Below are 13,477 nucleotides of genomic sequence, written 5' to 3'. Positions count from 1 at the left end.
TGCGGAATGACGCAAGCGGCTGCCAGTTTCTCACTCCCACGCGACAGCCTGCAGGCGCATGAACCGAGCCAGCGGCTGACGCGCTTCCAGCGCCGCGGCTACCAGCGCTATCTGCTGGTGCGTCAGAATATCGACCTGAATTTCTTCTGGACCCGGCGCTGGTTCTTCATCGCCTTGCTGGTCGGCTTCCTCCTGATGATCGCCCCAACGCCTTCGGGCCTCACCGAGGAAGGCCAGATCGTGCTCGCGATGTCGGTCGTTGCGACCATCCTGTTCGTGACGGAAGCGGTGCCGCTGCCCACCGTGCCGCTTCTCATCATCATCGGCCAGGTGGTGCTGCTCAAAGTCGACCCCACCAAGGTGGCGCAGAGCCTGATGACCGATTCGGTGCTGTTCATCATGGGCTCGCTGATGCTGGCGGTCGCGATCGTGAAGCAACGCCTCGACAAGCGCATAGCCTGGGCGATCGTGCAGATGACCGGCACCAACGTCTATTGGATCAGCTTCGGCATCACCGCGGTCTGCGGCGCCATCGCCGCCTTCATCGGCGAGCACACGGTCGCCGCCATGATGCTGCCGGTGGGTGTTACGCTCATCACCCTGACCTCGCAGGACCCCAAGAAGGTGCGCAATCTCGCCGCCGTCATCCTGTTCTCGATCGCCTATGGCTGCTCGATCGCCGGCGTCGCCACGCCCTCGGGCGGCGCCCGCAACGCTATCATCATCTCCTACTGGAAGGACCTGTTCTACGACCCCTTGGACCCCGAGACCCGCCGCTATCTGATGGATTACCTGACCTGGTCGATCTACGCCTTCCCGATGTTCCTGATCCGGCTGCCGATCGTGGCGGCGCTCCTGGTCTACACTTTCAAGCCGGAGACGACCGACATGTCGCGCGCCGTCTCCAGGCTCAGGACCCAGGTCATTATGGACGGTCCTCTCAAACCCTCGGGCTGGCTCACCATCCTGATCTTCTGCCTGACCATCTTCGGCTGGATCTTCCTGTCGGAGCAACTCGGGCTTGGCGTCATCGCTCTGCTCGGCGTGTCCGCCTTCCTGGTCTTGGGCCTGGTGCGCTGGGAAGACATCAATGCGGGCGTCAACTGGGGCGTCGTCCTGCTGTATGCGGCGGCGATTTCGCTCGGCGTCGAGATGACGGATACGGGGGCCGCCGACTGGGTGGCCAAGAGCTTCCTTGACGTTCTGCAGAATGTCGGCGCCGGCAGCGGCCTTGGCTTCAACACCGCCATCTCGCTCCTCACCATTGGCGTGTCGAACACGATGACGGCCGGCGCCGCCGTCGCGGTCCTGGGTCCCATCGTGCTCAATACCGCCCATGTGGCGGGGCAGGATCCGATCATCGTCGGATTCATCACCGCCATCTCCTCGGCCTTCGGTTATCTGACGCCCGCGGCGCAACCCGCCTTCACCATCATCTACGCTTCCGGCTATCTCAAGGGGCGCGACTTCTTCACCATCGGCTCGCGCATGATGATCGTCTCGGTCATTATCCTGCTCGCCCTCGCAAGCCTTTATTGGCCTTTCATCGCGCGTTAGAGTAGGTCCAGCGAGAGGATTCGATGCTGTTCACGCGCACCAAGCTCAGCGACCGGCAGGAACGCGCGGTCCAGAAGACGTTGCACAATCTGCGCCAGCAGCGGCGCAACCGTTTCCGCATCCTCGCCTGCATCGACGGCACCGAGGAATCCTTCATCACCGTCACCTTCGCCGCCCGCCTCGCCGTCAATGACGAATGCGATATCATCGTCCTTTATGTGCGCCCGATCGACCAGGCCTTGTGGTCGGGCGGCCTGCAACTACGAATTGCGCGACAGAACATGATGGAATCGGGCTTCGAGCTCCCGGGGGTGCGCGATCTCAAGCGCTCGCTCGAAATCCTCAAGGAAGAAGGCATCGACGTCGAAAGCTGGCCGCAGGAAGCGAGCCATCAGGACGCCTGGGGCGACCCGGCCGGCGACACCAAAGTGGAATACCGGAGCCCCAAGGGGAGAAGCGTCGTGCTCAAGCTCAAGACGGCGCCCGATGCCGCCCATGGGATCCTCGATCAATATGAGCTCGGGCCTTATAATTTGATGGTCCTCGGCGAACCGTCGCGCTGGCGCAGCGAGTTCAAGGCCTGGTTCGGCACCGGCGTCGTCCAGGAAGTGGTCACGCATGCCTCCTGCTCCGTGCTGGTGGCGCGCCCCAGCCTCGACAAGGAAGGTTTCTTCATCTGCACCGACGGTTCGTCGCGCTCCATGCAGGCGGTGCGCCGCGCCGCCGTGCTCGCCCATATGCAGGGCGCCTCGATCACACTCTTCTCGGTGGCACCCGACGAGGCGTCACGCCCGGCGGCGGAGGAAGCCGTCGCCAATGCCAAGGCCCTGCTCAAAGCGATGAAGATCACCGTCACCGACACGCGCACCGCGGTCGGCGACACGGTGGATGAGATCATCGAGACGGGGTCGAGCTACCGCATCATCGTGGTCACCGATGAGGGGCGCTCGCGGCTTCAGCGCATCTTCAAGGGGTCGAAAGCCAGCGATGTGGTGCGCGGCGCGCGCACCAGCGTGCTCGATGTGAGGTAGGGGGAGAATGGCCGAATACACACTTCACTGCTTCGGGGAGTCGGGCAACGCCTATAAGGCGGCACTCATGCTGGAGCTTTCGCGCAGCGACTGGGCGCCCATCTGGGTCGACTATTTCAATGGCGAGACGCGCCGGGCGGAATTCCGCGCCGGTGCCAATGAAATGGGCGAAGTCCCCATCCTCGGCCACAAGGGGCTCAAGCTCACGCAGTCAGGCGTCATCCTCGATTATCTTGCCGAGCAGACGCGTAAGTTCGGAGCCAAGAGCGAGGACGAGCGGCGCGAGATCTGGCGCTGGATCCTGTTCGATAACCACAAGTTCACGAGCTATCTGGCGACGCTCAGATTCCACATCAGTTTCGCCAAGACCGGCGAAACGCCGGTGACCGAGTTCCTGAGACCGAGAGCGGTCTCGGCGCTCAAGATTCTCGACCAGCATCTGGCGAACCAGCCCTTCATCGTCGGCAAGCGCGCCACCATCGCCGACCTCTCCTTGTGCGGATATCTGTTCTATGGCGAGGAACTGCCGGTGCCGCTCGAAGAGAATATCAACGTCATGAAATGGCTCGACCGCATCAGGGCGCTGCCCGGCTGGAAACCGCCCTATGAGCTGATGCCGCGCGGCACCGCGGTGTAAAAGGCTTTTTGGCCTTGAACTAAGCCTGCCCGGGCGACATGGCGTCGAGATATTCCTCGAGATGCTCGAGATTTTCGAACCGCATCCAGCCGTCGTCGGTTTCCGCCTCGACAGTACCGTCGGAGAGAACGCGCGCCGGGCGGCCCCTGATCAGGCGCTCCTCGACGACGAAGAGCTGCGTATCCTCGGCCTCCTCCGTCGCTTCGACGACCGGGGCCTCAGGTGCGGGGGCAGCTTCCGGTTCAGGTTCGGGCTCGGATACACTGCCGAGCGCCTGCTTCAGCTCGCTGTTCGCCTTGTCGATGGCGGCGATCGTCTCCCGCGTTTCGGCTACAGCGCGATCGGTGCCGAGGCGCGATTCCTGAACCATCGCCTCGAGCTTGCTCACCGACGAGGGCGGCTCGACGACGGGCGTCGGCACCGTGAAGGTCGGTGGCGTTATCGTTTCAACAGCGAGTTCCGACGCGGCGGTGGTCGCTGCGGCAGCCGTCACCACGGCAACCTGTCCGTTGTCCTGGCCGGCCAGCCAGGCGCGCAGATCGCGCGTGGCGACCGTCGTCTTCTCCATGGCGGCAATGACGCCGCCGAGGCCGACGAGGCCCAGGCCGCCGACAAGCAGAATCGCGGCGACATCGAAGGTCAGCCCGCGAACCTGCATCTCGCCCGGCGAAACATAGATCAACGCTCCCAACACCGCGCCCGCTGCGGCGACGATGATGCCCAGGATGATCATCAGTTTCGACATTGTTGGCCCCTTCACGACTACTCGATTCGCCCAATTAAAGCGAACATATGGTAAATCTTGCGTTACCAGCAGCTAAGATCAAGCTTTATCAAGGAAAGTCCGACTAATCCTCGATGACGATACGCGGGGCTTTTCGGCTGGTTCCGGCCTCGATCTGGGACCAGACTTCCTCGGCAATCTTCTTGAAGATCGCCGCATGCGGGCCATCCGGCATGGTCGCCACGATGGGTTCGCCGGCGTCCGAGCGGGCGCGCACCTCCATGTCGAGGGGCACCTCGCCCAGAAACGACACGCCAAGCCTGCGGGCCTCCGCGCGCGCCCCGCCGTGACCGAAAATCTCATGGCGCTCGCCGCATTTCCCGCAGATGAAGTAGCTCATATTCTCGATGATCCCGAGCACCGGCACATTCACCTTACGGAACATGTTGAGCCCCTTGCGGGCATCGAGAAGCGCCAGGTCCTGCGGCGTCGAGACGATCACGGCGCCGGAAAGCGGGGTCTGCTGCGCCAAGGTCAGCTGGGCATCGCCGGTACCGGGCGGCATGTCGACGATCATGACGTCGATCTCGCCCCAGGTCACATCGCGCAGCATCTGCATCAAGGCGGACATCACCATCGGCCCGCGCCAGATCATCGGCGTGTCTTCAGGCACGAGGAAGCCCATCGACATGACCTTCAGCCCATAGGCCTCCATCGGCTGCATGAGCTTGCCCTGCATGTCCGCCGCCTTGGGCTTGCCCATGATGCCAAGGAGCTTTGGCAGCGATGGTCCATAGACATCGGCATCGAGAACCGCCACCCGCAGGCCATTGGCCTTGAGGGCGACCGCCAGATTGACCGCCATGGTCGACTTGCCGACGCCGCCCTTGCCGGATGACACCGCCACGATATGGCGCAAGCCCGGAATACCGGCCTTCAGATTGGCGGTCTTGGGCGGCGCCTGCTTGCGCTCGGCGGTCAACGCCACCATGGCCTTCTCGACGCCCGGCAGAGCCGCGACGATACGCTCGGCCTCGCGGCGCAACGGCTCCATCGCGGGCATATTGGCCTGATCCGCCGTGATCGCGAACATCACCCGGTTATTGGCGATGACGATGTCGCTGATCAGCCCCGCCTCGACAAGGCTCTGTCCGCTACCGGGCACAGCAAGCCTGCCGAGAGCCGTCAATATCTGTTCGCGTGTGATCTTTTCCATGACTTCTCCATGACTTCGGCTTAGCGCATGAAAGGCCAAAGTCAAACCACCCCATGCGCCGGGAAAAGGTCTGCTACGTCATGGCGCAGGACCGGCAGCAGCTCCTCGGCGAACCAGGGGTTCTTCCTGAGCCAGCCATTGTTGCGCCAGGAAGGATGAGGCAGAGGCAGGATGCGCGGCGTCTGTGCATAGGCCTCACGCCAGTTCCTGACCGCCGATGTCAAGTCGCTGCCAGCGAGAGCGCCCAGATGCCAGAGCTGCGCCGGGCGGCCGAGACATATGATGAGCTCGATCGCCTTGAGATGCGCGAGCAGCTTCGCTCGCCAGGCGGGCGCGCATTCCGGGCGCGGCGGCAGGTCGCCCCCCTTGGCATCCTGGCCGGGAAAGCAGAAGCCCATGGGGATCACCGCAACATGGCGTTCATCATAAAAGAGGGTTTCATCGATGCCGAGCCACTGCCTGAGCCTGACGCCGGAAGGGTCCGTGAAAGGACGGCCTGAGGCATGCACCCGGGTTCCCGGCGCCTGCCCCGCGATCAGGAGCTTCGCCGTTGAACTGGCTTGAAAAACCGGGCGGGGCGCGTGCGGCAAGGGACGCCCTTTGGGCGTCTCGACGCAGATTCGGCAGGCCCTCATTCGTGCGCTCAGGCTCTCAAAGCTTTCCGGCATGGTAAATACATAAGCGCATTTTTAGCGTTTTCGCGAAGGCGGCTTTAAGCCGCTTTCCCTATCCTGCGACACGGGACGACGTAAGCGCCGCCCGGCAAGGCCGGGAAGTGCTCCACAGGGTGATATCCGTAGGCCGCCATGCTGAAACCGGACGCAATGACTGCTCCTGCCGCCGCAGCCGATGGCCTTGTCATCGGTGATGGCGAGACCCTTCCGTGGGAACGCGATCTCCTGACGCTCTATGTGCGCAACCAGATCAGGGTCGTGCTGGCCCTGCCCTGCTTCGCCGCCCTCTTCGCGCTGATGACGCTTCTGTGGACGCCGTGGCGGCAGTCGATCGCCTGGCTCGGCGCGGCGCTGGGCTGCCAGATCATCCAGTTCGTCCTGTGCCGCATCTATCTCAGGGCCAAACCGAAGAAGTCCCAGTTCACCGAATGGCTGGGAATTTTGACGGCGTCGGAGTTCTTCACCGCCGCCGCCTGGTCGCTGCCGCTCTTCCTGCTGTGGGACAATGCCAGCGATCTCGAGCACATCTACATCATCGCCAGCCTCATGGCGGTCATCGCGGTGCGCATCATGATCTCGGCGAACTTCATGCCGATCATCATCGCCGGCACCGGCCTCATGACCTTCGCGCTGGCGCTGCGCTGCCTCACCGAACCCGGCTATCTGTATGCGGGCCTGGGCGCCTTGGCGATCGGATGCCAGGTCTTCTTCGTCGTCGTGGCGCGCAAGCTGCAGGACACGGCGCGCGACATGCTGATATTCAAGGCGCAGAAGGAGGAACTCGTCGCCAAGCTCATGGTCGAGCGCGACAAGTCCGACATCGCGAGGGCTGAAGCGCTGCGCGAGAAGCTGCGCGCCGAAGAAGCGAGCACGGCCAAGTCGCAATTCCTCGCTACCATGAGCCATGAATTGCGCACGCCGCTCAACGCCATTCTCGGCTTCTCGGAGATCATCGGCCGCGAGATGTTCGGCCGCCACGAGGTCGCCGCTTACAGAACCTATGCCAACGACATCCACGACTCGGGAAGCTATCTCCTGAGCCTCGTCAACGACATCCTCGATCTGACCCGCATCGAAGCCGGACGGCGCGACATGAATGCCGAGCCGCTGCTCATTTCCGAGACGCTCGAGGACGTGCGAAACTTCGTCTCCTACAAGCTCACCGAGAAAGCGCAGACGCTCGACTTCGACATACCCGCCCATCTGCCGAAGATCATGGCCGATCGCCGCTCGGTGCGGCAGATCTGGATCAATCTCCTGTCGAATGCCGCGAAATTCTCGCCCGATGGCGGCCACATCACCGTTATTGCCCGTCATCACGAGAGCGGCGAAATCGCGGTCAGCATCGTCGACAACGGCCCCGGCATGCCGGAAGCGGAAATCGCGACGGCGATGGAGGCCTTCTCGCGCGGATCGCTTGCGGTGAAGAAAGCGGTAGACGGCGCCGGCCTCGGCCTGCCCATCGTCAAGGGCCTCATGACCATGCATGGCGGCTCGCTCACGCTGCGCAGCAAGCCGGGACTGGGGACAGAGGCGACCGTCATCTTCCCGGTGACGCGGGTCTTGAGCGGGCCGCGCCCCGGCTTCACCCAATCCGCCGCCTCGCCCAGTCAGCGCAAGCTCATCGCCATCACGAGCTAGGTTATCTTCCGCATCGGCTTGCTCGCAAATGGATGGCCGCCTCATTGGGCGGCCATGAACTTTTCGAGCCGATGCGTCTCAAGCTTCCTTGTCGCTGACGCCGGCGCTTTCGAAGGTCGCCATGCCATTGTGAAGATCGGCCGCGGCCTTGACCAGGGCGGCGGCCAGCGCCGCGCCTGAGCCTTCCCCCAGACGCATGCCGAGGTCGAGCAAGGGGGCCTGGCCGAGACGCCGCAAGAGCTCGCGATGCGCGGGCTCCGCCGAGCAATGGGCGGCAAGGCAATGATCGAGGGCCGCGGGGTCGAGCGCATGCAGGGTAGCCGCGGCGGCGCTCGCCACATAGCCGTCGATCAGGACCGGCACCTTGGAATGGCGCGCCGCCAGGATTGCGCCCGCCATGGCGGCGAGCTCGCGCCCACCGAGGCGGCGCAGCACCTCCAGCGGATCCTTGAGATGACCGGCATGGAAGGCGACGGCGCGGCGCACCGCATCCGCCTTGCGCTTGAGGCCCGCCTGATCGACGCCGGTGCCCGGCCCCACCCAGTCCTCCGCCTCGCCGCCATAGAGCGCATGGCAAATGGCGGCCGCAATGGTGGTGTTGCCGATGCCCATCTCGCCGATGCAAAGGAGATCGGCCCCGCCGGCCACCGCCTCCATGCCGTAAGCCATGGTCGCGGCGCATTCGGCCTCCTCCATCGCCGCCGCCTCGGTGATGTCCTGGGTCGGCGTCTCGAGGGCGAGCTCGAAGACCTTGAGGCCGAGTTCGAAGCTCTTGCAGATCTGGTTCACCGCCGCCCCGCCGGCCTGGAAATTGGCCACCATCTGACTGGTCACCGCCTGGGGATAGGCCGCCACCCCCTGCTTCACCACACCATGATTGCCGGCGAAGACGGCGACCACCGGGCGCTCCACCCGGGGAGCATGGCGGCCTTGCCAGCGGGCCAGCCACTCGGCGATCCCTTCCATCCGCCCGAGCGATCCTGGCGGTTTGGTGAGCCGCCCGTCCCGGGCCCTGACGGCCGCGGCCGCTTCCTCATCAGGGGCCGGCATGTCCTTGAGCAGGCGGCGGATGTCGTCAAAGGGGAGGCCGGTCGTCGTGTTCATCTTTTTCCCTGTCGTCGAGCTGTTGCGAAGCTCATAGCCGCCGCATAATGACTACGCCATGACTTCCCGTAGTTCCGGAACCGACATTGTGAGGGGCTGGGCCGCCGATCTCGGCGCCTGCCTCGGCTTCCTGACCCGCCTGCCGATGCCTTCCGGCCTGCCTTTCGTGTCGCTTGCCGACGCGATGCGGGCATTTCCGCTGGCGGGCGCCCTGATCGGGGCCGTGGCGGGGCTTTTGCTTGCAGGCCTCGCCGCCCTGGGGCTTCCCGATTTGGCCGCTGCTGGCCTTATGCTGGCGATTATGGCCCTGCTTACGGGCGGGCTTCATGAAGACGGTCTGGCCGACACCGCAGACGGCTTCGGCGGCGGCCGCGATCTCGAGCGCAAGCTGGCCATCATGCGCGACAGTCATATCGGGACCTATGGCGTCCTGGCGCTGGTCCTGGGCCTTCTGGTCAAGTCGGCGAGCCTCGCCGCCCTCGCCCCGGGCCCCGCCCTCCATATCGTGGCGCTGCTTATCGCGACGGGCGCGTTGTCCCGAGCGATCATCGTCTGGTTCATGGCCTCGACGCCGCCCGCCCGCCGGGACGGGGTCGCCCATGCGGTCGGCCAGCCCTCCGATTTCACCGCCAGAAGCGCCCTGCTGTGGGGGGGACTGCTCGCCTTTGTCGTCCTCCTGGCAAGCCTGGGTCTTGTTCCAGCCCTGCTCATCATCGGCGCCGGCGCCGCCGCCGCCTCGCTTTTCCGGCTCCTCAGCCTGCGCCAGATCGGCGGCCATAGCGGCGATGCCTGCGGGGCCATCCAGTTTGTGAGCGAGACGGCGATGATCTTGACGGCTGCGGCAAGTTTCTCTTAACCACGAACTCCAGCGGCGCATTCGCTTTTACCGCTCGTTGATCACCGACTAGGCAAGACTGACTGAACAGTCTCAACAGGCGTCGAGGAACGATGATCTGGATCACCGGTTTCGCCTTACTGGCGGCCCTGCTGTTCGCCACGCGCCTGATCAGCCGGCTCAGTGTCGCATTGCCGATCATTGCCGTGATCGCGGCCGCCGCGGCCCACGAAGTCTACAAGGACCAGCGTTCGGTAAGCGCCCTCAGGCCGACGATCGACATGCCGCAGCTTCTCGCCGCCACCGAGCTCAAGGCCGACCGCAATGGCCACTATGTCGCCGAGGCCGAGATCAACGGCGCGACGATCCTGGTCATGGTCGATACGGGCGCCACGGGCGTGGCCCTCTCCTATGAGGATGCCGACAAAGCGGGGCTGAGGCCGCGCGGGCTCGATTTCGACATCCCGGTCAACACCGCCAATGGCGTGGTGAAAGCCGCCCGTGTCACGCTGCGCCGCGTCGAGGTGGACAATGTCCGCGTGCGTGACGTCGACGGGCTGGTGTTGCCTGAAGGCGCCATGCGGGGATCGCTTCTGGGCATGAGCTTCCTCGGCCGCCTGTCCAGCTTCAGGATCGAAAACGGCGTCCTTTATCTGCGGGATTAGCGCGGAATAGCTGTTGCGGTGCAGGGCGTTTTCCATCACAACGATGCCGCTTTCCACGCCTGAAATGTCCCTAGACAAGCTTATCTTGCCCCCATGAACGCGCTGACTTCGCAAGAGATCGAGACACCCTGCATCAAAGTGTGCGTGATCGACCCGGACACCGGGTTTTGCGTCGGCTGCGGCAGGACGCGTGGGGAAATCGGAGGCTGGCTCGGCATGACTTCCGCCGAACGGCGCGAGATAATGACGAACTTGCCGGAGCGGGTCAGCACGCTCACATTGCGCAAACGCCGGAAGGGCGGGCGACGGGGACGACTGGGGTTTGAATAGTATCAAGTTGCACTGTTCGAAAATTCCCTTATCTTACGCCGTCGCAGCCCATTGGCTGTGAAGGAGTGGAGGACGAATATGCCGGTTGGCACGGTTAAATGGTTCAACACCACCAAGGGCTTCGGTTTTATACAGCCGGAGAGTGGGGGCGCTGACGTGTTTGTACATATTTCGGCAGTGCAGCGCTCGGGTTTGACCGGGCTGAATGAAGGCCAAAAGATTTCCTTCGAGCTGCAACAGGATCCTAAGCGGGGCAAGAGCTCTGCCGTCAATCTCAAGCCGCTTTAAGTACCGACTTAGACTTGGACGGCAAAGTTCTCGCACTTTGCCGGATTTCTTTTAGCGCCATCTTGGCGTCAATCGCATAGCGAGACCGCTATCCAACCCGAAAGCCTGGCTTCTGCGGCAATGATGGCTTGCGTCTCATAGCAGTCTGCCGGCTTGCCGCCCGGGCTCGCCAGTACAGTTTCAGGACGTCGTTGTCCCTGGACAGGAACGAAGATTGCCTCCGCTTCGCCGGGCCGCGCTGTGCGCCCCCTGCCGGCGCGAAGGCCGACACGGTCTCCCCCACGGCCTTGCAATCATAGCGTCCGCGCGATCCCATCAGCCGGATGACATCACCGCTATCGGAGGCAAGGACGTCGATGATGCGCAGATCGACATCCTCCTCACGCCCTTTGTCCAGACAGGCACGAAAGCTCGGCGCGTAATCGGCGACGCGTTCCGACCAGTGCGGCTTGCGCCCCAGGAGCCGCGCCAATGTCGCCAGTTGTTTCCAGGTGAGCTCGACCTGGCAGGCAATCACGCCACCCGCATCGCCGCGGTCCACCATCGGGCTCTGGCCCAGCGCCGTGCATTCGGCGGTGCGCCAGGCGCGGAACGCGTCTTCGGCGGTCAAGGCCTGGCTGCCGCCATCGGGAGATGTGGGCGTCTGGATATTGACGGCGGCAAGCGAGGTCTCGAAAGCACGCGCGGTGATCGCATAGACGGTGTCGGCGCCGGCGAAGAGCGTCTCGTAGCACGCGCCGGAAGCTTGGCCGCGGGCGGTGCAGGCCTTGACCGCATCGCCAGGCAGATGCGGACCGGCGAACAGCCGGTTCAGCAGGCCCAGCATGGCGATGCGCTGGGTGAGCCGCTTCTTATAACAGGCCACGGCGTTGCTCGCCGAAGTGCAATCATCGAGGTCCGCCTCCCATTCCGCATTGGCCGCCTCGAGTTCGCTGCGAAAGGCCTGATGCATCGGCGCCCGGGCCAGCAGGGCCTCGCGCGCCGCCAGATCCTCATTGAGGGCCAGCAAGGCGGGATCGCTGCACACAAGGCTCGTCCCGATATCGCAGGATACGGCCGCGGCGGCCGGCCCGGCGAAAAGGCCGGCGGCCAGGAGTGCGGCGGCGAAGATCATAGGTCGAGAACCGGATGGGGAGTATGGCTTCGCCGGCATGGCTCTCGCTTTTATCGACCATGAGACCCGCCGTTTCATTCTCTGCGACCCTGTTCCTGTTGCTGGCGTTGAGTGCCCGTATGGCGCACACGCTTTCACGGAGGAGTGCACACGAATGACGGTCATCGTCAAGCAGGCCTGCCGATAAGCGCTCAGTACTCGAGGAAGGCCGGCCGGCAGCGGGCGAGTCAGGGTTCTGAGGACCGCGCACGTCCATTGCAGGACGCCGCATGGGCGCTGCCGAGCGCCTCGTCCATGATGCGGCGGACGGTGCGCGCGCAGCGGCCGCACTGAGCGCTGCAGCCGAGACAGCCATAGACCCGGCTGGTCGAGCGCGTCTGCTCCGCCTCGACGGCGGAGCGGACATCGTGATCGCTCAACACATTGCACGAACAGACGATCATGGCGCGATGGTTCTCGCTCAGTACTCCCAGGGACCCGGCACCCAACGAAAGGCATCGCCGGCGACCGCCACATGGCAGACGGACGGGAATGACAGGTGAGTGGCCACCAGCGACTCGCGGTTCGCCGCCAGCTCCCGCAAAAGTTTGACCCGGACGCGGGCCGCCTCCTCGGGATCGTGCTCGAAGCCGTTGTACCAGTCGGGATGATCGAACCCGACCTGGAATACGGCGTCGCCGGCGAATGTCAGCCGGTCGCCGCCGGACGCCAGGCGAACAACGCTGTGGCCGGGCGTGTGGCCACCGGTGCGCTGGACATGCACGCCAGGCGCCACCTCGTACTCGTTCTCGAACGTCCGCAGCTGGCTGCCGTACTCTTTCAAGAAATGCGTGCCCGTCCGCCTGAGTGCGTCCGGGAATCCCGGCGGCATGGAGACGCGGGAGAAATCGGGCGCCTCCCAGAACTTGGCCTCGGCGGCCGCCACGTGGATCCGCAGGTCCGGACGCAGCCGCTCCCTCACCCCATCGACGAGCAGCCCCCCAACATGGTCCATATGCATATGGGTCAGCACCACGTCGGTCACGGCTGCGAGATCGATGCCGGCGTCCTTCAGTCGATGGATCAACTGCCCGGCCCGTTTCAAGTCCGGGAACTCCATCCCCATCCCAGCGTCGATGAGTATGGTCCGGCCTCCGCTACGCACCACGACCACGTTCAGTGCCCATTCGAGCACGTCCGGCGGCAGGAACATGTCCTCCAGCCAGGCCGCCCGGACGGCGGGGTCGGCGTTGTGGCCCAGCATCGCGCTTGGCAGCGATAGCACCCCATCGCTGACCACCATTACGTCAATCTCGCCGACCCGGTGCACGTAGCGCGACGGAACCAACTCGGGCCCTGGTCTATCGCCAGTGTACTTCGCGTTCACGACGCTGGCGCAGTGCTTGACTGAGGGCTGTGAGGTATTGTCCATGTTTGTCTCCTGCTGACCGCCTAACCAACGGCCGTATTGGCCACCTCCGCCGCTGCCCCCTGGATTGGCACCCGCCTCCATGGTCGGCCAGCCGGCGTGTGCGGAGGAGGTTGCGCCGTCCCGGCCTGCGCCTCTACCGAACGGAAGCGTCGGTCATGCAATGCGAAGGTCTATGGTAGCCCTGTCGCGAGCATAGATGATCGTGCTCGAACACGGATGATCGCGCGCAAACGTTGGTGGGAGGCGGCAT

15 protein-coding genes are annotated in these 13,477 nt (G+C 64.3%); 8 read left to right on the top strand and 7 right to left on the bottom strand.

The window, feature by feature from the left end; all coding sequences use genetic code 11:
* The first annotated feature begins 6 nt into the window (after positions 1-6).
* The 3 genes from G5V57_RS21290 to G5V57_RS21280 are packed head-to-tail and all read left to right on the top strand — an operon-like array spanning position 7 to position 3,225.
* Positions 7-1,557 carry a DASS family sodium-coupled anion symporter gene (locus G5V57_RS21290; RefSeq protein ID WP_165169556.1) on the top strand — a complete coding sequence of 517 codons (1,551 nt, stop codon included), beginning with the start codon at positions 7-9 and terminating at the stop codon, positions 1,555-1,557.
* A gap of 23 nt (positions 1,558-1,580) precedes the next feature.
* Entirely contained in the window at positions 1,581-2,588 is a 1,008-nt protein-coding gene (locus G5V57_RS21285; protein ID WP_165169555.1) for a universal stress protein, read from the top strand.
* A 7-nt stretch (positions 2,589-2,595) separates the two neighbouring features.
* A complete protein-coding gene (locus G5V57_RS21280; protein ID WP_165169554.1) occupies positions 2,596-3,225 on the top strand; it encodes a glutathione S-transferase family protein in 630 nt (209 codons plus the stop codon).
* A gap of 19 nt (positions 3,226-3,244) precedes the next feature.
* Here the strand turns inward: G5V57_RS21280 and G5V57_RS21275 are convergent, their stop codons facing one another.
* From G5V57_RS21275 to G5V57_RS21265, 3 genes are all read right to left on the bottom strand, one after another.
* Positions 3,245-3,970, bottom strand: a complete 726-nt coding sequence (locus tag G5V57_RS21275) for a hypothetical protein (RefSeq protein WP_165169553.1) — start codon at positions 3,968-3,970, stop codon at positions 3,245-3,247.
* Between the two features lie 103 nt (positions 3,971-4,073).
* On the bottom strand, positions 4,074-5,165 hold the full coding sequence (locus tag G5V57_RS21270) for an Mrp/NBP35 family ATP-binding protein (RefSeq protein WP_165169552.1): 1,092 nt from the start codon (positions 5,163-5,165) through the stop codon (positions 4,074-4,076).
* 41 nt (positions 5,166-5,206) lie between these two features.
* Positions 5,207-5,800, bottom strand: coding sequence for a uracil-DNA glycosylase family protein (locus G5V57_RS21265; RefSeq protein WP_371744577.1), 594 nt, complete (start codon positions 5,798-5,800; stop codon positions 5,207-5,209).
* Positions 5,801-5,989: 189 nt separating this feature from the next.
* On the opposite strand from G5V57_RS21265, the gene G5V57_RS21260 reads away from it, so the two are divergent.
* Positions 5,990-7,480: a sensor histidine kinase KdpD gene (locus G5V57_RS21260; RefSeq protein ID WP_165169550.1), complete on the top strand. Its 1,491-nt coding sequence runs from the start codon at positions 5,990-5,992 to the stop codon at positions 7,478-7,480.
* Positions 7,481-7,558: 78 nt separating this feature from the next.
* On the opposite strand, the gene cobT is transcribed toward G5V57_RS21260, so the two are convergent.
* The gene (gene cobT, locus G5V57_RS21255) at positions 7,559-8,584 is read right to left on the bottom strand and encodes a nicotinate-nucleotide--dimethylbenzimidazole phosphoribosyltransferase (protein ID WP_165169549.1); all 1,026 of its coding nucleotides are present in this window, start codon (positions 8,582-8,584) and stop codon (positions 7,559-7,561) included.
* A gap of 58 nt (positions 8,585-8,642) precedes the next feature.
* Between cobT and cobS the strand changes: the two genes are divergently transcribed.
* From cobS to G5V57_RS21235, 4 genes are all read left to right on the top strand, one after another.
* Positions 8,643-9,440 carry an adenosylcobinamide-GDP ribazoletransferase gene (cobS, locus tag G5V57_RS21250; RefSeq protein ID WP_165169548.1) on the top strand — a complete coding sequence of 266 codons (798 nt, stop codon included), beginning with the start codon at positions 8,643-8,645 and terminating at the stop codon, positions 9,438-9,440.
* Between the two features lie 92 nt (positions 9,441-9,532).
* A complete protein-coding gene (locus G5V57_RS21245; RefSeq protein WP_165169547.1) occupies positions 9,533-10,084 on the top strand; it encodes a TIGR02281 family clan AA aspartic protease in 552 nt (183 codons plus the stop codon).
* Positions 10,085-10,177: 93 nt separating this feature from the next.
* The gene (locus G5V57_RS21240; RefSeq protein WP_165169546.1) at positions 10,178-10,414 is read left to right on the top strand and encodes a DUF1289 domain-containing protein; all 237 of its coding nucleotides are present in this window, start codon (positions 10,178-10,180) and stop codon (positions 10,412-10,414) included.
* 78 nt (positions 10,415-10,492) lie between these two features.
* Positions 10,493-10,702, top strand: coding sequence for a cold-shock protein (locus tag G5V57_RS21235; protein WP_119273608.1), 210 nt, complete (start codon positions 10,493-10,495; stop codon positions 10,700-10,702).
* An 88-nt stretch (positions 10,703-10,790) separates the two neighbouring features.
* On the opposite strand, the gene G5V57_RS21230 is transcribed toward G5V57_RS21235, so the two are convergent.
* The 3 genes from G5V57_RS21230 to G5V57_RS21220 all read right to left on the bottom strand — a co-directional run bounded on the left by G5V57_RS21230 (position 10,791) and on the right by G5V57_RS21220 (position 13,227).
* The gene (locus tag G5V57_RS21230; RefSeq protein ID WP_165169545.1) at positions 10,791-11,855 is read right to left on the bottom strand and encodes a hypothetical protein; all 1,065 of its coding nucleotides are present in this window, start codon (positions 11,853-11,855) and stop codon (positions 10,791-10,793) included.
* A 188-nt stretch (positions 11,856-12,043) separates the two neighbouring features.
* On the bottom strand, positions 12,044-12,259 hold the full coding sequence (locus G5V57_RS21225; protein ID WP_165169544.1) for a bacterioferritin-associated ferredoxin: 216 nt from the start codon (positions 12,257-12,259) through the stop codon (positions 12,044-12,046).
* A 17-nt stretch (positions 12,260-12,276) separates the two neighbouring features.
* Complete coding sequence (locus G5V57_RS21220; RefSeq protein ID WP_165169543.1) at positions 12,277-13,227, bottom strand: MBL fold metallo-hydrolase; 951 nt, start codon at positions 13,225-13,227, stop codon at positions 12,277-12,279.
* Positions 13,228-13,477 lie beyond the last annotated feature (250 nt).

Source organism: Nordella sp. HKS 07 (assembly GCF_011046735.1).
Taxonomy (GTDB): Bacteria; Pseudomonadota; Alphaproteobacteria; order Rhizobiales; family Aestuariivirgaceae; genus Taklimakanibacter.
This window is presented reverse-complemented; position numbering and strand designations above follow the sequence as displayed.